Source organism: Simkania sp., from assembly GCF_965215465.1.
Taxonomy (GTDB): domain Bacteria; phylum Chlamydiota; class Chlamydiia; order Chlamydiales; family Simkaniaceae; genus Simkania.
In genome coordinates, this window is sequence record NZ_OZ244056.1 from 100,571 (window position 1) to 120,215 (window position 19,645).

At 43.4% G+C, this 19,645-nt stretch carries 9 protein-coding genes; 3 read left to right on the top strand and 6 right to left on the bottom strand.

Annotated features, from left to right (window positions below; genetic code table 11):
- Positions 1-4: 4 nt before the first annotated feature.
- Positions 5-5,206, bottom strand: a complete 5,202-nt coding sequence (locus ACOOFG_RS00470) for an RHS repeat-associated core domain-containing protein (protein ID WP_420421680.1) — start codon at positions 5,204-5,206, stop codon at positions 5-7.
- 106 nt (positions 5,207-5,312) lie between these two features.
- Between ACOOFG_RS00470 and ACOOFG_RS00475 the strand changes: the two genes are divergently transcribed.
- Both ACOOFG_RS00475 and ACOOFG_RS00480 read left to right on the top strand, forming a co-directional pair.
- Positions 5,313-8,312: an exodeoxyribonuclease V subunit gamma gene (locus tag ACOOFG_RS00475; protein WP_420421681.1), complete on the top strand. Its 3,000-nt coding sequence runs from the start codon at positions 5,313-5,315 to the stop codon at positions 8,310-8,312.
- Positions 8,299-11,400 (top strand): UvrD-helicase domain-containing protein, encoded by a 3,102-nt coding sequence (locus ACOOFG_RS00480; protein ID WP_420421682.1) that lies wholly within the window; start codon positions 8,299-8,301, stop codon positions 11,398-11,400. Before ACOOFG_RS00475 ends, ACOOFG_RS00480 begins: the two co-directional genes overlap by 14 nt.
- A gap of 62 nt (positions 11,401-11,462) precedes the next feature.
- On the opposite strand, the gene ACOOFG_RS00485 is transcribed toward ACOOFG_RS00480, so the two are convergent.
- Entirely contained in the window at positions 11,463-12,908 is a 1,446-nt protein-coding gene (locus tag ACOOFG_RS00485) for an AAA family ATPase (RefSeq protein WP_420421683.1), read from the bottom strand.
- A 239-nt stretch (positions 12,909-13,147) separates the two neighbouring features.
- Here ACOOFG_RS00485 and ACOOFG_RS00490 point away from each other — a divergent pair, with 239 nt between their 5' ends.
- On the top strand, positions 13,148-13,321 hold the full coding sequence (locus ACOOFG_RS00490) for a hypothetical protein (protein WP_420421684.1): 174 nt from the start codon (positions 13,148-13,150) through the stop codon (positions 13,319-13,321).
- A gap of 15 nt (positions 13,322-13,336) precedes the next feature.
- Here the strand turns inward: ACOOFG_RS00490 and ACOOFG_RS00495 are convergent, their stop codons facing one another.
- From ACOOFG_RS00495 to ACOOFG_RS00510, 4 genes are all read right to left on the bottom strand, one after another.
- The gene (locus ACOOFG_RS00495; RefSeq protein ID WP_420421685.1) at positions 13,337-14,341 is read right to left on the bottom strand and encodes a hypothetical protein; all 1,005 of its coding nucleotides are present in this window, start codon (positions 14,339-14,341) and stop codon (positions 13,337-13,339) included.
- Positions 14,342-14,416: 75 nt separating this feature from the next.
- Positions 14,417-15,097, bottom strand: coding sequence for a hypothetical protein (locus ACOOFG_RS00500; RefSeq protein WP_420421686.1), 681 nt, complete (start codon positions 15,095-15,097; stop codon positions 14,417-14,419).
- 106 nt (positions 15,098-15,203) lie between these two features.
- Positions 15,204-16,352 carry a hypothetical protein gene (locus ACOOFG_RS00505; RefSeq protein ID WP_420421687.1) on the bottom strand — a complete coding sequence of 383 codons (1,149 nt, stop codon included), beginning with the start codon at positions 16,350-16,352 and terminating at the stop codon, positions 15,204-15,206.
- 264 nt (positions 16,353-16,616) lie between these two features.
- Complete coding sequence (locus tag ACOOFG_RS00510) at positions 16,617-19,577, bottom strand: hypothetical protein (protein ID WP_420421688.1); 2,961 nt, start codon at positions 19,575-19,577, stop codon at positions 16,617-16,619.
- Positions 19,578-19,645 lie beyond the last annotated feature (68 nt).

Below are 19,645 nucleotides of genomic sequence, written 5' to 3' on the forward strand. Positions count from 1 at the left end.
GTGGCTAGTCCACAAAACCAATGAATTCTCCATGTTTAGAAGTATTGGGGCCGTACCATCTAGCCCCCTTACCACTAGCATTCCTAATTTCGATAATTTGGGAATATCTATCATGTGATCTTACTGTCTTTTTTCCATTTTTAACTAGATCTTTAAGAAATGAAACAGCTGCATCATTAATAGAACTGTCGCTTCTTAAATTTATTCTTAATGTTGATTTATCTAAACCAATAATTCCAGGGTGTTTTGTTAATGCCCTACCAGCTTTAGTTAAACTTGTTTCTTTGAAACCCTCACTTGCAGCTTCGATTAGTAGCTGTGAAGAATTACCCTTCCCAATGCTAAACCCACTCCGATAAACCGGTTGCTCGTATCTCTCTATGAGGTCAAGAGCTTTGTGAGTTTCAGAGAAGCGAGAAGCACTTTTCCAACTGTTTGTCACTAATTCTATGGCAGTTGTTCCGCCGCGGCAAGCTAAAATGTCCATACCGATCACTCCAGTCCAGTATCCAGCTTGATAAAGAGGTGTTTCTGTGTTGGCAGGGAAGGATTCACGGTACCAGAGGTCTGCGCGGTCAGCATAGGAAGGATGATACTTTAAATCCCAAGCTGGACTGATTGCGTTCGCAACATCGAGCATGCTAGCTAATGAAGCAGTTGCTCCGTGAACAAGAGCGGTTTTGAAATCTTGTGCGTACTCTTCTTGAATTCCTAAGATGCCGAATAGGCCTGCGTTAAGGAAGTCTTGGAAACAAAAAGAGACTTCTTCTCCGTAGAGGTCGAGGTAGACGAAGGGGTTATTGCGATTGAACTGGTAGAGGTTAGGCCCTTCATCGAACCCTTTAGGGTCGGGAGAAAGCCAACGGCCATGCTCGGGGTCGTAGAAGCGGCGGCCGTAGAAGATGAGGGTGTCGATTTTGCGTTTGGATTGAAAACGCCAAGGGATGAGAGCTGTTGAGGTGGGACGGCTAGAGGAATTGAAGAGTTTTTCTTCACCGAAGGCGCTGTAGCGATACGATTCGATGGTTTGGTTAGTATAGGGATCAACGAGAGCGATGATGTTGCCGAAGAGATCGTGGAGAGGAATGTAGAGTTTGCTTTGGGCTTCGATGGCAAGAGTGGCTCCGATTTCAGCTCCTTTTCCTTGTCCTAGAATGCGGAGTTCTTGGGGGTAATTCCCAAGTTCGTTTTGCCCGTCGTAAAGGTAGTTTTCTTGCGCTAGGTTGTCGGTTGTTTGAGAAAGGAGCCTGTTGAAAAAGTCGTAGTGGAAATGGTGAGTTTTTGTTGGGGTCTGGAGAGTGATGAGACGGTCTAGACCATCGTAGGTATATTGGTGCTCTTCGTTGGGAAGGGAGCTTTCTCGGGAGTAGGCTAGGAGGTTGCCATTGGAGTCGAAGGTGTGAAGATCTTCAATCTGGAAGGAGTTATGTTTTTGGATCGGACGAGACAGGAGATCGATTTGGTAGGTGGTGGTTCCGAGAGTGTGCGGAAGAGTTTCTGCGAGGAGGTTGTGGCTTTTGTCGTAGGCATCATAGGTGTGGGAGTAGAGCGGCTTTCCGGAAGATGAATAGCGGGTGACTTTAGTAAGGTGATAGGCGTCGTAAGTGTAGTGGATGGAGGAGTGGTCGGGTAAGGTGAGGGAGAGTTTTCTGCCCAGGTTATCGTAGGTTCGCTCAGTGGTGAGTCCATGCTCGGTGGTTTCGGTTAGGAGGTTGCCAAAGTGGTCGTAGGTACGGGTAGTGACTTGATTGGTGAGACAGTTTTTGGCATGGGTGATGTAGCCCATATCGTCGTATGAAAGCTCGTAGTGGCAGCTGTCATCGGAGGTTTTGATGGTGGTGATGCGACCGAGGCTATCGTGTGAGTAGGTGATTTTTAGGTTGCTGGGTTTAGTGAGCTGTTTGAGATGTCCATCAAGGGTGTAGGAGTAGTGGGTTGTTTTTTCATGAGGGGTATCTGGAGATTCTCGAAGTATGATGAGGCGTCCGCGGGAATCGTAGTCCCAAATTTTGGTGATGGTATGTTTCGAGGGAATGAGGGTGCTGATTTGTTTGAGGGGTTGTCCGTTAAGGTTATAGTAGAGCTCTTCTCTAAGAAGCACTTGCCTTTGAGGATTTACAATTTCTAAACTAGAGAGATGATCGTAGGCATCGAAGACTTCGATGGTTTGGGTACCGTTAGGATCTGTGGTGGTTTTTTTGAGGACGGTTTGTCCAAGGGTGTTTTGGTAGGAGTCATCGTAGTCGAAAGTTGTAGTATGTCCGAGAGGATTGGTTTCACTAATGATGCGGTCAAAGGCGTCGTACTTAGTGATGGTGACGGCATCCCCTGCTTGGACCTCTTTAGTGTGTGTGATGGGGTGATCGAAATCATCATAGGTGTAGCGTGCGTAAGAGTGGATGTTGCCATCTTGATCTAATTCGATTTCTTCGGTGATACGGTCTAGTAAGTCATAATGGGTTTCAAGGATCTGGGTGAGGTTGTTATCGATAGGATGGATTGTTCGAAAGAGCCTGCCGAACTCATCATAAGTATAGATTGTTTCTCGGTGGACGTTTTCTCCTAGAGTTTCTTCTCTAATCTTTCGCCCGGCTCCGTCGTAAGAGTAGAGTGTGTAAGTGCCATCAAAGGTTTGTTTTTCTACAAGGTGATAGGCGTTGTAGATGTAGGTTTCTTTGTCGAGGAGTTCTCCTGTTGCAGAGGTGATGACTTTTGAGGTGATGCGATCTAGAAAGTCATAGGTGTAAGAAGTGAGGACTTTTTCTGCTGACAGGTGGGTTTCTAGCAGACCTGAAAGGGTGTAGGTATAAAACTCTTCTGATTCATCGGGATGAAGGATGCGAGTTGGGTTGCCGTGGATATTGCAGGTTGTATAGGTGGTATTCCCTTCGGGGTCTGTTGATTCGATGCGGTGACCTAAAGCGTTATATTGATAAGTTGAGATGACGTGGCGAGGTTCCTCTATTTCAGTTGCAATAGGTGGTCCCGTTTTTTTCAGAAGATGTCCAAAGGCGCTATATGCGTTTTCTGTGATGTTTCCATATGAGTCGATTTCTTGGATTTCTTGATGCAGTGTGTTGTAAACGCTTTGAAAGATTCTTTTTTCTCCCAAAGAGGTCGTTTGGGTTGAAGTGGTGGGGTAGTTAGTTAAATCGTAGTTGTAGCTGAGCGAGAAATCTTGATTAGAGGCATTTTCATAGGTGAGATTGTGATTTTCATCGTAGCCATATTCATGAGGATGACCTAAGGGATCAGTTTTGCGAATTAAACGTCCTTTTGCATCATAGTCATATGTAAGAGTGTAACGGGAAATGCCGTTTGCATCGAAATGTTCGACTGAAGCGATATGGCCGTGAAGGTTATAGGAGATTTTTCTTTTGGAGAGAAGATGCGTCTCATGGGTTGTAGGATCTAAGTATTCTTCCGTAATAATTTCAGGTAGCCCGATGAAAGGTTTGTTTGCAACTGGGGTGAGGGTTTTAATGATGCGCTGGGTCACACCAGAGAGATCCTCGGGGCTTTGACCTGTTCCGTTATCTTGGATTTCTTTGATCAAGATCGTGTTATCGTAAAAGAAAAAATGACGTTGTTGTTGAGGGCCATTGAGCTGACGGATATAACGAGCAGAGATCAGGTTAGTATTGCCTTGGTAGGTGGTGCTGATAACTTTTCCGCTTGGGTGCGTTTCACTTTGAAGGAGGTGGTTATCTTGGTAGGTTCTGGTAATAGAATGAGTTTCTGTTCCCGATGTTTTTCCTGTGAGGCTTCCTTCTAAGTCTTCTTGAGAGACATTTCCATGGCTGTCGTAGTGCAAAGTAAACGTCATGAGAGAAGCGCCTTGAGAATCTGACACTGTTTTACTGAGTAAGCGATTGATTTTTCCTGCTTTGGGCTCACTCCATTTGAGCTGTTCTTTAGAGAAGAGTTGCTCTTGGTCGTAGTGTTCAATATCGGTGAGGAGGAAGTGCTTATTGTAGCGGTAGACTGTCAGGTTGTTTTGGGCATCATAGACTGTGGTGCTTCCACCGCGTTTGTCGTATTCGCCCAATTGGTAATGGAGACGGCACTTGATATTGTCATGGGGATGATAGGATTCAGTGAGTTTATAGACTTTACCATACAAAGGATGGGATTTGTTGGGCTTAATGCGAAGGCTAAACTCTTTATAGAGGCCATCTGCATACTGGTATAGTTGAAGATAGCACCCTTCTGGAAAAAGGACTTTTCCCACAAAGTAGCCTCCTCTTGGACTTTTCCAGGCTTGGGAGTAGTCTTCGTTTGGCTTTTCTGGAAGAGAAACATGCGTGAGAACCCAACTTCTTTTTGAGGAGTGGTTATTATAACCCTCAAAGCAACCTGTGCAATCGCAAGCGTATTTTGCATGGGAGTTCAGTTGGTAGTTGATTTCACGACAAGAGCTGGTTTGAATTTTAAAGCCATTGATGTGTTTTTTGTCAGGGACATCGTAATGAAACACCATTTTGGCAAATTCGATGTTGCCTTGGTGGTTGGTTGCCCTGATTTCGGTCGGTTGAAAGAGTTTGTTAAACTTTTCCCATTTGTAGTGGATTTTATTGGTATTTGGGAGAACTTCCCATTCAAGAAAAAGAGGAATTGTGAAAGCTGGATTTTCTTTCCTTTTTCCTTCTGCATCGAATTCGTAGTTATTTCTTTCGCGGTAAAACCTCTCAGAGCCATCAGGACCCTTAACGAGAATCGCCTGAATTTTATCAAACCCTCCTTTTTTGATTTTGATATTATTTTGCGCAGGATCAAGTCGAGCGCTCATTTCTCCCGTGTAACAGTTAGTCAGACCACCAGGCATATCAGTTAACTTGAAAGAGCCAGATTCTCTATCAAGTTCATAAGCGATAAAAACGCCTGATTTTTCGGGCACAAGAACTCCAGCCTCAGCATCCCACCATGCGATGAGATGATCAGCTCCATAATGCCAGCCAGCAAAGATGTTTTTAGCTCGACTCGTAGAATAGCTGCGCTTAATGGCAAGTGGCTCATGGGCTGGGATGACATAATCGTCTTGATTGATGACAAAATCACCTGTGATGGCATTGACATTTCCATGAATAACTGCAGAGGGAATCGTTCCGTGAAGTGCAAGTTCGTACGGATTGTTTTGATGAGAAAACGCAGAAAAAGTAAAGCTAGCAGTCCACAAGAAAGCCAGAAGTAAGGATGGCCTAATCATCCTGAGCTCCTCATGGTTGGAGTAAAAATTGGCCGGCAGCTTAAAAAAGAGAGTGGTTAATGTCAACCGACTTTGATCTTTTCACGCCATTTGGTATCTTTAAGCCATGAAACCAACTCTCCATGTTAGTAACGACTTTCGCGCACTGCGCAAGCAGCTCACACAGCAGCTGTTTTTGACTCCATCTGCGCCCTTTGAGCAAAAGGTCGTGCTATTGCCTGACCTCAAGCAAAAGAATGAACTTCTGCTACGTTTTTTAGACGATGTCGATGTGGTGATGGGGGTCGATTTCATGGAACTTGGCGCCGGCATTCAATTTCTCTGCAAACTGCTTTCAGGGCAGACCCTGCAGCTTCCACCACTTGACCTTCTGACCTTACACCTCTTACCACTTGTACAAGAATTTCATTCTGAAAAGAAAGCCTATCCTTTAGCAGCAGCACTCGCCATGGAGTTCTTGCGCTATGGGAAGTTTGGAGACGAAAAACTGATCGAATGGGCACAAAAAGAAGGGTGGCAACAAACACTTTGGAACAGAGTTTTCTCTCATTGGGACATTCCCTCTAAACTGCTAGACCTCCCACTAAAAAAACCAAATCAACCCCTAGAAATTCACCTCTACAAGTTTTCCTTTTTGCCCGAGCTTTACTACCGATTCTTTGAAAAAGTTGCTGCGTATGTTCCCGTGCATATTTACCAGTTTTCACCTTGCGCAACTTTTTGGACCGACACGTTTTCTGAAAAAGAACGCATTTTTTTGGAAAAGAAGGTCGACGCGAAGGTGAGAGATGAGTGGAATGCGTATCTGCAAGACCGTCCCTTGCTACTCGCCCATTTAGGAAAGCTCGCGCGTCAAACCTTTCGCTTTTTTGAAGAAGAAGATTTTCCACTCGAAGAGCATTATGTTTCGCCGCAATCCGGCACACTCCTTCATCAACTGCAGCATCAGATCCTTCACTACCAAGCTAAACAAACATTGACGCAAGATCGTTCGATTTTACTCCATCCTGCCGCATCTAAAAGACGCGAAGTTGAAATCCTTTTCACCACCCTTCTCTCGCTCGACTTTAAGCCATCGGACATTCGCATTTATGCTCCCGATATTTCTGCTTATGCGCCGTATATTTCCCTAATTTTTGGCGCGAAAGAATCCCCCTTTCCCTTTTCCATTTCCGACTTACCTCGAGACCAAGAGTCGCCCCTACTGCAAGCCTTTCTCAATCTACTCATGCTCCAGCAAAACCGGTTCAGTAAGACAGCCGTTTTAAAATTTATCAGCTCACCACCAGTTAGGCAGAAGTTTCGTCTTAAAGAAAAAGATGTAGAAGCTTTTGGCACCTGGATGGAAAAAGGGGGCGTGAAGTGGGGAATGGATCGCCAGCATCGTCAACTTCTGCTATCTGGGCGAGAGATGCACGAACAAGGAGAAGCGGGCACCTGGGAAGATACCTTTAAGCCCATATTGCATAGCTTTACAACACTTCCCAAAGAACGTCTAGCTTGGGAAAGACCTTTGCTCGATTTTTCCGATGCTGAAACCTTTGGGATCTGCGTGTCACTTGTCAGAAGTCTCGAAAAGGATTTGACCTTCCTTGAAACAGCATCCCTTTCTCTTCCAGAGTGGAGTGAAAAACTCCGCCTTCTTTTAAACCGCTACTTTGAAGTCGACGAAGAAGAGCTTTCCACCTTCAAATGGATCGAAGAGAAATTCGCTTTGCTTGAATCCGAAGCGCTTCCAAAAGATTCCTATCCGTTCCTTCCTCTGTTTGAATACATCAAGAAAGCCTTTCAAGAAAAGACAGGAAAAAAAGAAGCAGGCCAGATCGAAGCCTTGCGATTTGCTTCCCTAAAACTTGCAGCTCCTGACCAAGCGCCTGTCATCTGCCTACTGGGCCTGGATGAAACTCAGTTTCCTCGCGTTTCGTCTAAAAGCTCTCTTTGCGAACTCAACCTTCCCAAGCAACCTCTAAGTCAATACGAAGATCGCCTCCTCTTTTTAGAATCTCTTTTTGCAGCAAGCTCGCACTTCATCATGAGCTACGTTTCTGTCAGTGAAGAAGACGGGAAAGAGCAAGCGCCTTCACCAATCGTTCAAGAGCTTCTCACCATTTTAGATCCCATCACAATTACCGAGAAACACCCTCCCTTTCTTTTTCATGCAGAGTATTTTGACACCCCCAAACCCACATCCCACCTTGCCTTTCGCGCGGCGCAAAAATTCTATGCATCTAACTCAAAGCCCACACCATTCATTCCAGAGTTTCTCACACAAACTCCTTTGCCACCCTCACAAACAGAAGATCTTGCCGTTGATCTCAAAAACCTCAGTCGTTTTGCAAAACATCCCTTACGTTTTTACCTCAATCAGACGCTCCACCTTTATCTCCAATATGAAGAAAGAGATGAAGAATTTACGCTTTCCCCCCTCACGCAAATGAAACTGCGTGAGCAAGCCCATCACCACCCCTTTGAAGAAGTCTTCGAGCAAGCGGACCTTCACGGAAAACTTCCTCTTGGACGTTTCAAAGAAATTGCCCACCTTCATTCTTCAGAAGAGATTGCGCTCATGCAAGAAGCTCTCCAACAGTTTGGGCTAACTGAAAAACCTCAAACCCTCGATCTCAATCTAACAGTTCCACTTGACTGTGGTCGTGTTGCACACCTTGAAGGATCGTTAGGAGACGTGACTTCTGAAGGACTTCTCTTTCATGGAGAGAAAAAACTGCAGGATTTACTTAAAATCTGGCCTCTATACCTTGCCTTTGCAGCCGATAGCCAAGTCGAAAAAAAAGACCTTCTGCTCTCAAAAACAGGAGAGCGGCTTACATTTTCCAAACTCGACCCTGCCCACGCTCTAGCCACTTACCTCATTTACTATGAAAAAGCCCTGTCACATCCTTCACCCTTCCTTCCTGCTTGGGGTCAAACATTGCTCGAAAAAGGGCCTCATGAACTCGCCAAGAAAATCGAAGCCACCTCGGACCCCTACGCACTTTGGGTTTTCCGCCCTCACCAATACGACCCCAATGTCCTCTTTGAAACTTGGGCAACTCTGCTGCAAACCACATTCCAACCTCTGCAGGAGGCTTTAAATGACGACCTTTGATTGCTTAGAGCCCACCCTCAATCTCCAAGGTTACCACGCCCTCGAAGCTTCTGCCGGAACCGGAAAAACCTTTGCCATTGAGCATCTTGTCACACGTCTCATCCTTGAAGGTTTTGCGCTTGATGACATCCTTATTGTGACCTTTACCCGCGCTGCGACACGAGAGCTGCGCTCTCGCATCCGTGCCAACCTTGAATCCCTCTTTGTAAAACAGCCTCCTTACATTGAGAACCTATCGGATGAAGAGAAAATTGCTGCCCAGCTTAAAGCAGAAGAAGGTCTAGCACTTTTTGATGAAGCTCAAATCTTCACGATTCATGCCTTTTGCCAACGCATGTTGATGGAGTTTGGGTTTGAAGCGCAAGTCGGCCTTTCGCTTCTCAGCCAGCAAGAAGAAAGCTACCGCGATCTCCTCATCCAAGAAATCACCGACTTTTTTCACACACAGCTGCCGCCCGAAGCTTACTCAGCCAAACAACTTGCCGCCCTTTTGAAATCATGCAATTACGACAAAAACAAACTCGTGAAAAAAGTCCTCCACTTTGTCGAGCAAGAAGGGGAGTTTCCCGACTTTCCCGACTACGAAACCGCGCGTTCCCAATTTCTTTCTCTCGACCTTCCCAAACTTTCCTTGGAAACACTTCTTCAGCGCGCTCCCGCCTTTTTGAAAATTTGCAACAAAGAAGGCGAGCTCAAAGAAGAGTACCAAGCTCAGTTCCAAGCCCTCTTAGCAAACGACTTTGATGCCCTCCTAACGCAGCCCTCACTCTTTTCTTTTTTCACTCCAGCAAACCGCTCGAGAAAAGAATTTTCCGCAGAAGAATTGCATCCGCTTTACATTTTAAACGAAACGGTTGCCCCCATCATCGAAGCTGCAAGCAAACCACAACATACCCTGATCCGTATTGCGCGCGATGCTAAACAAAAAGTGCGGCAAGCCCTCCTCGATAAAGAGCTTTTTTCACCCGACGACTTGCTACTCCAAATGCAACAAGCCTTGAGCTACCCCTCTTTTTGCACTCGCGTGCATGACAGATACAAAGCCGTCATTATCGATGAATTTCAAGACACAGACACCCATCAATGGAACATTTTTAAGACCCTCTTCGTCGATCGGCCTATCCAAGCCTTTTACATCGTCGGCGACCCCAAGCAATCGATCTATGGTTTTCGCAGTGCCGATCTCAATACCTACCTCCAAGCCAAAGAAGCCATGAACAAAACCTCTCACCTCACCACCAATTACCGCTCCGAGCCCCAGCTTCTGAGCTCCCTGAATTTGCTCTTTTCCAAACAGGCCCACTTTCCCTACACCCCGGTTTTAGCTCGTCCCCATGCAACCGACACCCCATTTTCTGATGAGAAAAGTGCTCTCCATTTTTTTTCTGCCACCGTTGAAAAAAAACGAGAACGCACTTGGCCTTCTCCATCCATTGAAGCCGACTACTTTTTTCCCTTCATTGCCCAAGAAATCCAAACTCTCACCCAAAAAAAAGAAGCCACATTTAGTGACTTTGCCATTCTCGTAAAAGACCGCTACCAAGCTGCGCGCTTAAAAAACACCCTCGAAGCCCTTAACATTCCAACTGCTGCCAAAGGAACAGAACCTCTCGCGCAAACTTCCATGGCCACCTTTTTTAAATCGTTCCTATCCGCATTAGGAGATCCGAAGAAAACCCATCAACTCCTAGCCCATCCCATCTTTGACCTTACGCATCACGAACTCAAAACAAACCAGCCCCTTCTCTCTCATGCCATAGCCTTCATGCACCAGCACGCCCAATCAAGCGCACTTCATAAAACCATCGACGCCGCGCTCCATCATCATTGGAAACCCAACCAAACCCTCCTCGAGCTTCTCGTTCAAGAAGGCAAGCTCGACACCTACAGCGATTTCATGCAACTGACCGAGCTGCTGCTCGAAGAGCCCAACCAAATGCCTACGCATCTCCTTGATTACCTGGAAAAACTTCCCACCGATCAAATCAAAACAAGTCGCCGCCCACTCTCTGATCAAAATGCTGTGACCATCATGACCATTCATATGAGTAAAGGACTCGAGTTCCCCATCGTCTTTGCTCTGGGCCTGATCAACCGCTACACTTCGCGCCAAGACTTCATCCGTCACGAAAAAAAATGGCTCCTCTACAATCCCGAACGCCTTGCATGTCAAACGGCTTTACAAGATCAAGAAGCAGAAAAAATGCGCCAACTTTACGTCGCACTTACGCGCGCTAAAAAACGACTCTATATCCCCACGCTTGAAGAAACTTCCAATAAACCTCCTCTGGGAACAGCCTCACCACTTGAACTCCTCCTCAGCGAGCTGCCGCCCCTTCAAGCTCTCATTTCTGAAATTGGAGCCACTCAAACTCCCCTAAAGCCAGCAACTCCAACGGCACTTCCTACCCAAACACCCACACTCCATCCGCCCCTCCAAAAAACCTACAACTTTCCTTCCCGCCACATCCATTCCTTCTCCAGTTTAACGCACCATACGCCACCGCTTTCACCCGAAACACCCGAAAATGCCCTGCCCAAAGGAACGGCAACCGGTCTTCTGCTTCACGACCTCCTAGAAAAAATCATCCGTGAAAAGCTCACTCATCCCTACCAGAAAACCACCATCCACAACTTCATTGAAACCGCTATTCAACACACACCCTTCTATCCCTATCTCTCACAAATCACTTTCCTCATCGATTGCGCCTTTCATCACCCCCTCGATAACTTTTGCCTAGCGGACGTAAGACCCAGCAACCTCCATCCCGAGATCGAGTTTCTCTATTCGCAAACTTCCGAAACTTCGCTCAAAGGGTTTGCAGACCTCATCTTTTTTCATGAAAATAGCTATTACATCTTAGATTGGAAAACGAACCTGCTCACAGACTATGCACCTGAGACGCTCCATCAAGCCATGGAGCAACATGAATACTTTTTGCAAGCAGAGATTTATTTAGAAGCGCTGAAACGCTACCTCAATTTCAAAAAAGACCCGCACCCCATTAAAGGGGCATACTACCTATTCCTAAGAGGGCTTCCCGAAGGACAAGGCCTTTACACCATTTCCTGTCCTTCTAAAAATTAGTTGTTTTTGATGGACAATGACAACTATGGCATTACAGAATCTCCCCAGAATGAGGGCACTATCTAAGTCGTTTGTTTACAGATCAACTCTTCCCAATCAATGATTTTGTCAAAATAATCTGCCTCTTTGACTTCAGGCCTAAGCTCCCCAACGTATATGAGAATGGGGCGGAACGAGACATATTTAGGAATGGTTAAAGCTTCAACTTTTTTCTGCATTTCTTCTATGACTTCTCTTCCAATAGGATTCTTAGAGAATTTGATTTCGCATATATATATAGCCCCCTTAGCTTGAATCAAATAGTCAATTTGGCATCCCTTTTTTCTTTTAGTGCTTGTCTGAAAATAGGGACCATCACGAAGGCAATCTGCTTTTTGAATCTTTAAAACGTCCAAGAGTTCCTCTCTATTATGAGCCACAAGGTTTTCAAATTGAAGGCCCATGATAGCCTCCCAATTCACATGAGAAAATAAAGACCCTTCCTCGTACTTTCCTTGCATAATATCTCTCTTCTTAGATTCGATGAATTTTAAGTAAAAGCGGAGGTAGTTGTCACTTAATCTATATCTTCTTAGTTTGCTTATTTTTTGAGTTTTTAGACTCCATGTATGGTCATCACTTAAGAATCCTGCTGTGACTAAATCATTCAAGTATTCGGAAATAGCTCTTCCTCGTTGCCTGTTTATTCCTTTACAAATCTCGTCTTGATTAAGCGAATGCTTGTCAGCTAATAACTGCACGATTTTTTTATATATTCGCCCTCTTCTTGAGAACAGGTCGTGAAAAATCCTATCAAACTCATTGAATAAAAGCCCTGAATCGGCAAAACAAAGCTCTTGAATATTTTCTTCAGCTGTTTTTTTCGGATCTATTGCATCAAGATATTTCGGAACACCCCCAGTTACTCCCAAAATTTTAAATTTTTCGTATGTTGATACAGATTTACTACGTCTCCCCCAAAACTTTACACAATCCCTTAAGGGGAGTTCTTTTAGAGTGAGTGTCAGATCTACACGACCGAAGAAACCTGTACTTTTCAGAATGTTTTTATCAATCCAACTAGATACAGAGCTAGCAACTACTAAGACAAGTTGTGGGTTGACTTCCAAGTATTGATCCCAAGCAACTTTTAATTTTCCTAGAAATTCTTGATCTTTTGATCCCATCCAAGCAATTTCATCCAAAACAATTAAGACCGGCCCTTTTTCACATGCTTTTCCTAACCCCCAAAAGATATCTCCCCAGTCATCAGCCCCCATTCCAGGAAGCTCTTGCTTTTTCATTTGCCTTATAAATTCATCTCGTTGACTTTGAGCAGCTTTTTTTTCAGAAGGAGGTAAACCAGTGAAGAAATATTTTTTAGAAAAATCCTTCGAAAATTCTGCTATTAATCGGCTTTTTCCAATGCGACGCCTACCCCGTATTGCTACGAAGCTAGCAGATCTCTTTGTCATTCTATCCCTCAGCAATCTGAGTTCTTTTTCTCTTCCATAAAATATTCTTCCCATGAAAATACCCTTAAATTAGCTTTTTCCATTTTAAGGGTATAATTTCATGGCTTATATTTCTACCCTTAAATTGACAAATGTCATTTTAGAGGTATGGTTTTAGAGGGTCAATTTTTACCCTTAAAATGACATTTGAGGTCTTCTTGAAGGGGAAGCTCTTTATAAAGCTCTATATCTTTCTAAAAATGAACTACTTAACTAAAAGACTCGAAAAATGCTACCGCAAATAGCATTTTTCGATGGAAAATGACAACTACGGTAGCAAAATCAAAACATTCCAAGAAGAGTATCCTGAGGGGAAGTGCTTTTTTGTCATTCCTGGAAAAAGGCGAGAAAATGATAGGGGATTTCCCGTGATTCCTATGGAAGAGTTTCTGTTAAATATCACACCTGGAAGCCCCATTTACGACTAAATCTTATCGCCTAGCTCAAAAAGTCAGGCAAGGAATATTGATAACTCTAGCTGGTTTTTCTCTTTCGACATATTCCCCATACTTCTTTTGAAAGTGCTTCAGGTTGACTTGTACCATCTCAATTAGCTCATCTTCGAAATCAAATGCATTTGCTGTTTCTTCTATCGCTTGTTTTAGCTGCGTCTCATCGCCTAATGAAACAGCTCTCATATGCCCTTTTAAAATAGCTCGAAGCTGCTCACAAACGCGCACATGGTCCTGGTTTTCTCTATTGAAAGGTGTTGCCCATGTTCCTTGGTAAGGGGCAGCAGAAGGGCAGGGGAATCGCTTGTCATAATCTCGTGCAATCGCAAAAGAGTGACCGCTCAGTTGCTGAAAAAGATAGTTTAATTCAGAGTCTCGATACAGTGTCTTGAAAAAATTCATTCCTGAATGGAACTTCTTTTGATGAATCATTTTTTCTAAACAATCACTTGTTTTGATGACGGAACTAAGCTCAACATCCTCACACGCACGTACATATTTCTCCCGTCCCAACTCTCTTCCTTTTTCATTTAGCTTAAGAACCTCTGGAGTTTGGAGGGCATTATGCATTTCAAAAAGAAGATTGAGAACTTGGTGGTCACTTTGGGACAATAAATCGTACTTTCCGTAACCCTCAAATTGAGCAATAAAAACCACCCTTTTCTCCCAGCTCCAATAAGCAGGACTTGTTTCCTGACCAATGAGAATGTTTTGCATTGATAAGTCTTCTAAACTGACATATCCCGTCCCGGCGTCTACAACTGTCACGTCTCGCTCTTGTAGACTAGAAATCATCACTCCCTTTGCTGGATCAACTGGCAAATCAACAACGAGAATAATTTTGATAGCCTCTCCGACTTTTTGAGAAATTTCTTCTAAGAGATGGGGAAAATGGTTAGAAATTTTTTGAATCGAATCCTCAAGATCTGCAGGGTACGATCGGACATGAGCAAACTTCGTTAAATGTAACTGGCTACAAGGAACTTGAATATCCACGGGTATATATTGTTTTTTGCCTCCAAAGAGGCAAAATTATATCTACCCGCGTGAATGCATGCAACTAGAATTTGCCTAATACGCGCTCACGATATAGGTATTAAAGCGGTCCCCATAAAACTGCTGCAGTAATGAACCTGCTTGCATATCAAAAGCCTTGGGAGAAGAATACTCTAAAACACCTATGTTAGGATCAACTAGTCGAAAAACCTTTGATTGCTTGTCTACCTGAGCAACAATATCATGGCTTTCAGAAGATTCTCCACTTCCATCATGAGTCATCGTAATGATTAAGACTTCATCAGGTTTTGCTTGAGCAATAGAGTTTGTTAAAAACCGATAAGAGATGTCCTGCCTATTTTCAGCAAGATAGCCTAGATTTGTAAGCTTGATCAGGCCTTGAGATGCTCCTCTTCTTCTCAAATTTTCAGTCACTTCTGCTTTTGATGGAACCTCAGTTTTCAGCTGGCTTTTGGAGATGATTGGGAACTGCGCACGCATGTCGATAGAAAAAAATTGGTCAAATCCTTCGAGAATTTCTTGTTGCTCAGTAAGCGTAGTTGCAGCATCCTCTCTGGCAACTTCGCGTAGCATGTCGGAACTCAGACGAAAATCAATGTTTTCTCCAGAAAGCTTTGGTTTTGTCTTCAGTTGATTCGCAGTATTAAGAGAAATCATATGGCACGCAGCACATCCACCAAGCTGTGGATCAAATCTCTGATTATAGATCTGTTTAAACGCATCTTTGTTGTCCACCAGCCACTCAAAGCGATCGCTAAAGTAATCATGATAAATTTCTTCATAGTCAGTTTTAACAGAGGCATCTTGTCGATCGCTATAAGAACCCAGGTAGCGCTGAAATTCACCAGAAGGCTTTCTTCAATAACGACAAGTCAAGACCTTCACGAAACTTTAGCTGTAGCTCACGTTTAAAAAGCGCGTCTTTTTTGCAAATATCGAAAAAAGGTAGCTTTTGCTCAATCACATGAAATTTGCCACCAACTTTCGTGCTTAATTCTTTTTGTTTTTGAGAGGTGAAAATTGGGACAACCTCTTCCACTCCTTCAATGTAACTATCAAATGCCTGAAATAAACGAGTGAAGTTTTGAGCAAACTGAGGACTCACACTTTTTGCCTTAGATGCTAAGAACGCATCCAATTTTTTCGAAACCGAGGCTTTTGCACTATCAGAAGCAACACAAAGCTGCTCAAGAGTGGAACTTGAAGCTTGCCCTTGGAGCGATTTGATGAGCCTTGCAGAAAAATTGCTTAAGCCTTCCTTATCATCTGCCTCGAGCTCTAGGGCTGGATACTTTTGCCTGAGATCTTGCAACAGGCTCAACTTTTCCCCGCCAGGATAGCTCTCGCAGTTTGTTTGAATCAGTTTTAAAAGAAACTCTAAGGACTCAGCTTGCTTAGAAGTCACAAGGCCTTGCTTTTTAGCTTCATTTAAATCAGCAAGAATTTTTTCAGCATCCTCTGCTAATGTATGACTTGTAGGGTTTAGCGCCATGATCCCTTTTAAGATGCGCTTTTCACAGTCTGGTACCACTGTCGAACTGCTTTGAATCGGATTAGAATCGATATCTACTCGTGACAAACCACCTTCCATGACGGCTGCAGACGAACTCGAATGCGATGATGTTGGGGTGGGAACTTCTTTTTTAGCCCTTCCTACTTCAACGAGTACCTGCTTCATTTGAGCAACAGCCCCTTGATTGCCACCACTGACATCTTTTTCTAATTGTTTTAAACCTCTGTTAAAAGACCGAAGCTCTTCAAAAGATTTGCTTTCTAGAAACGATCGAAAAGTTTTTGTGCTAGGATTGCTTTGCTGAATCATAAGTACAAGATCATCGCCTGCAAGATTAGGATTCGAAGATAAAAGAGAAGTTGTTCCAGCTTGAGAACTGACTTGTCGATCAGATAGCCCACTACTTTTTTCCTTGTAGTGACTTACTTGATGAAAAAACTTTTGCATTGAGTCATTTGGACGGCTAACCGCAGCCATAGTATTCTCCCCGTTACCTTCTTAAATGATTTAAGTTGAGCCGCTTAAAAATTCAGCTTAACTCAAAGTACTTTGAGCTCTTAAAACACAAATTCTATCTAACTGCAAATAAAACACTTAAGCCTCTGAGTTAGATATATGTGAGATAGAGCACAAATCCCATCTTTTATATATATAATTATAAAAATAATTTTAATAAACTATTATTTTTTACTTCATAAGTTGTTAACATTCAATAATAAAACAAGTTACTCTTGTTGACGGCTAGCTCTTAGCAAAATCCACCAAATAGAATGAATTGTAAGTCGAATACTGCAACTTGAAGTACTCCCCAAGCTCCCGTTTAAAAGAGGCTTCATCAGGATACTCTAGCAGTCCAACGTTATCATCCATCAAACGGTAGATTTTCTTTGCTGGATCGAAATGCACGTTCACAGCATGTCCTGCTCGAGGCTTTGTTGAATACATGATCACGAGAAACGAAGTCTGTCCACCTTTTCCATGAATCGCCATTTGATTCACCAAATTCTGATGAATATTAGAACTTGGGTTGACGAGGTGGATTTCATTTGTTTTTTTGATTCCAAATTCACCAGACTGCTCAAAAAGTTTTTGTCGTGCAACAGAGTATGAAATTTCTCCTTTATCCGCAGCAATGTACCAACGCTTCACTCTTGCTTGATTCATCCGGCTCTTGCTTGTGCTGCCCATTGTAATTTCTTCAATGGGTGCATCTGGATTTACCGCAAGAATCCCAAGACGATTCACTGAGTTGCTCATGCACACCCCATTGCCCAAATTCGTGTCCTTTTCGTCACCCTGGTTGTAGGGGGTTTTGATGTATGGAAGGTTTTTAACGAGCCAAACATGCTTATCAGCAAAAGAGCTTCTGTACCAGCTTTCAAAGTAGTCATTAGGACGTTTTCCAATCGTTTTAACGATCCGCCCCATATATTCCTCAAAGTCGATGTTAGAGGCGCCATCTACAGACTGGAAGTTAATTTGATTGATAAACAACTCCTGTGACCACTCGAGAACTCTAGGAAAAATCGACTCAGGATTGATGTATGAATACGTTCCTTCGACCAATTTCGAAAAAAGGCCCCCAGTCGATCCATCATACACTTTTTTGATCATTGTCCACGTTTCACTCGATTCCTTAAGAGCGATCATTTCGGAATAATCTTTAAGCATATGAACAATGCGTGGAAAATGTGACACAAAGTGTTTGCTCAAAGGTGGCTTCAATGGATGCATCGTGACAAATATTTTAAACCGTTTTTGCATCGTCTTATCTGCAATGTTATTTGTTGCGCTTTTAGCAAGACCGTTTAACTCTTCAAGAGAGTTTGATCGCTTCCTCAAGCCCTTAATCAACCTCACTTGTGCTTCCCGAATCGAACGCGCCTCTGTCTTTGCCTTATAGCCTTTGACATCAGAGAGCTCCACGCCATGCTTCTCTGCAACTTTCTGCATCAATAAAGTTTCTTCACTTGTGACAGCTAAAAGTTCTTCTGGTTTTTGAAGAATACCCATCGCATTTTCCAAAAAGACAAAATCCATCGTCGTCTCACCAGGATACTTCTTCTTCACGAATTCAATTTCTCTTAAAATGTCACTCACATCTGATTTAAAACTCACAGAAGCAGGATCAAGTCTAGATAGAAGCTTCTGGATGGTGCCAAAAGCGCGCACCTTACGCTCTTCAAGCGACTCAGCTTTTTTAACGCTTGCGCGACTTTCCAACTTAGAACTTTCAACAACCTCTTCAGTCGAAGAAAATCTCGCAAGAGCTTTTGAAAAGCTCGAAGACACCTTCTTTTTCTCTTCAACGGGGATTTCTAAAAGAGCCATGACCGGCTCCAATTCTTTTCCATGACCAGCCAACGCAAACTCACGCTGCATCATTTTCATTCCCGCTACAAACTGCGTTTTTAACTCTTTCGTAAAAAGGGGATGGTTTTCAACTGCTTTGACGTGCTTAGCAAGAGTCGTTAACATCCTCACAGCCTTTTCTCGGTATTCCTTGCTTTTAAGATTTCCAACGCTCTCAGGATTTGCAGTTAAAATTCCCTGAAAAACAGAATTTAAAACCACCTTTTTAACATCGACAATGCCCTTAATTTTCTCTCTTTGATTCTTTAAAGCATGCCTCGTATCAACCGATTCAAGAGATAAAGAGGTTTTCTCACATAGAGCGACCAACTTTAAAGCATTTCTAAGCTGAGCATCAGAAGAAACCTCACTTAAATAAGGAATCAAAACAACATGCTGAAAAAGGTGTAAATCTTGAACAGCCTTTCTCTTATCTCCGCTGCCCACATTTGCAATCGCAATTGGATAAGAACTGCGCATTCCCTCAGGAATTCCAAAAGCCTCATTCAACTGCTCAATAAAGGGACTCACATCCTTTTGATGTCCAACGTTCCCAAAAGCACTTTCAATCGCAACAAGTCCATCGTAAATCTTAACTTTTTCCTCAGTTGATAGCTCCGACGTCTCACACGCCTCTAAAAAATCAGTCACAAAAGTCTTGAGACTACCCGCAACAACAGTCCTTTTTTCCTCCTTGTCCAAATTCGTAAGCATTCCATCTTTAAACCCGGAAATAAATGCAAACAACTTTCCAGTTTTCAAAAGCTTCGCATTGTAAACATGAATCATTTCCTGTTGACGCCCCTTCAAAGCTCCTTTTGTATCAACAGTCTTCAGCTTCTCATAAAGAGCCATAGATTGATCGACAAACTGCTCCAATACAGCAACCTCTTCAGCAGTCGACGCATTTTTCAGTGCAGGAATCAAAACATTCCCCATAAACCGGTAGAGTTTCCCAGCAACAGCAGCTTGACCCCCAATGACCTTGGCCTCACTCAGCCCTTTCAACTCCAATATAAATGGATCCTTAATCAGCGTTGCATAGTCGCCGCCTAACTTTTCTCTCAAGCCCAATAGCAGCCCTAACCCCGCCAAATCCGTGGCAAACGGTGTTCCCAATTTCGCTTCCTGAAACTGGCCATCGATCAGCCTTACCTTTTCAACAAAAACGCCAATATCTCCCACAACGTCATTCTCAACGTCCTGTAAATAGGAAATCACGTCCTTGGCAGCTAAAGAAATCCCTTTCTCATTGCTAGCACGATGTTTTTCTGATGTATAATTTGTTTTTGACGGATTTGCAGCTTTGATAGCTTTGAACCCACTTGAATCTAATACAGAAGTACTCATTATTCTTTCCCCGATCCTAACTAATATAAATATTATAACATAATAAAATATTTAATATCAATATCAAA

Excerpts from the sequence above, each read along its gene's own strand:
- ACOOFG_RS00490 (WP_420421684.1), top strand. The coding sequence starts at position 13,148 with ATGGAAAATGACAACTACGGTAGCAAAATCAAAACATTCCAAGAAGAG.
- ACOOFG_RS00480 (WP_420421682.1), top strand. The coding sequence starts at position 8,299 with ATGACGACCTTTGATTGCTTAGAGCCCACCCTCAATCTCCAAGGTTAC.
- ACOOFG_RS00475 (WP_420421681.1), top strand. The coding sequence starts at position 5,313 with ATGAAACCAACTCTCCATGTTAGTAACGACTTTCGCGCACTGCGCAAG.
- ACOOFG_RS00470 (WP_420421680.1), bottom strand. The coding sequence starts at position 5,206 with ATGATTAGGCCATCCTTACTTCTGGCTTTCTTGTGGACTGCTAGCTTT.
- ACOOFG_RS00505 (WP_420421687.1), bottom strand. The coding sequence starts at position 16,352 with ATGGCTGCGGTTAGCCGTCCAAATGACTCAATGCAAAAGTTTTTTCAT.
- ACOOFG_RS00510 (WP_420421688.1), bottom strand. The coding sequence starts at position 19,577 with ATGAGTACTTCTGTATTAGATTCAAGTGGGTTCAAAGCTATCAAAGCT.
- ACOOFG_RS00485 (WP_420421683.1), bottom strand. The coding sequence starts at position 12,908 with ATGGGAAGAATATTTTATGGAAGAGAAAAAGAACTCAGATTGCTGAGG.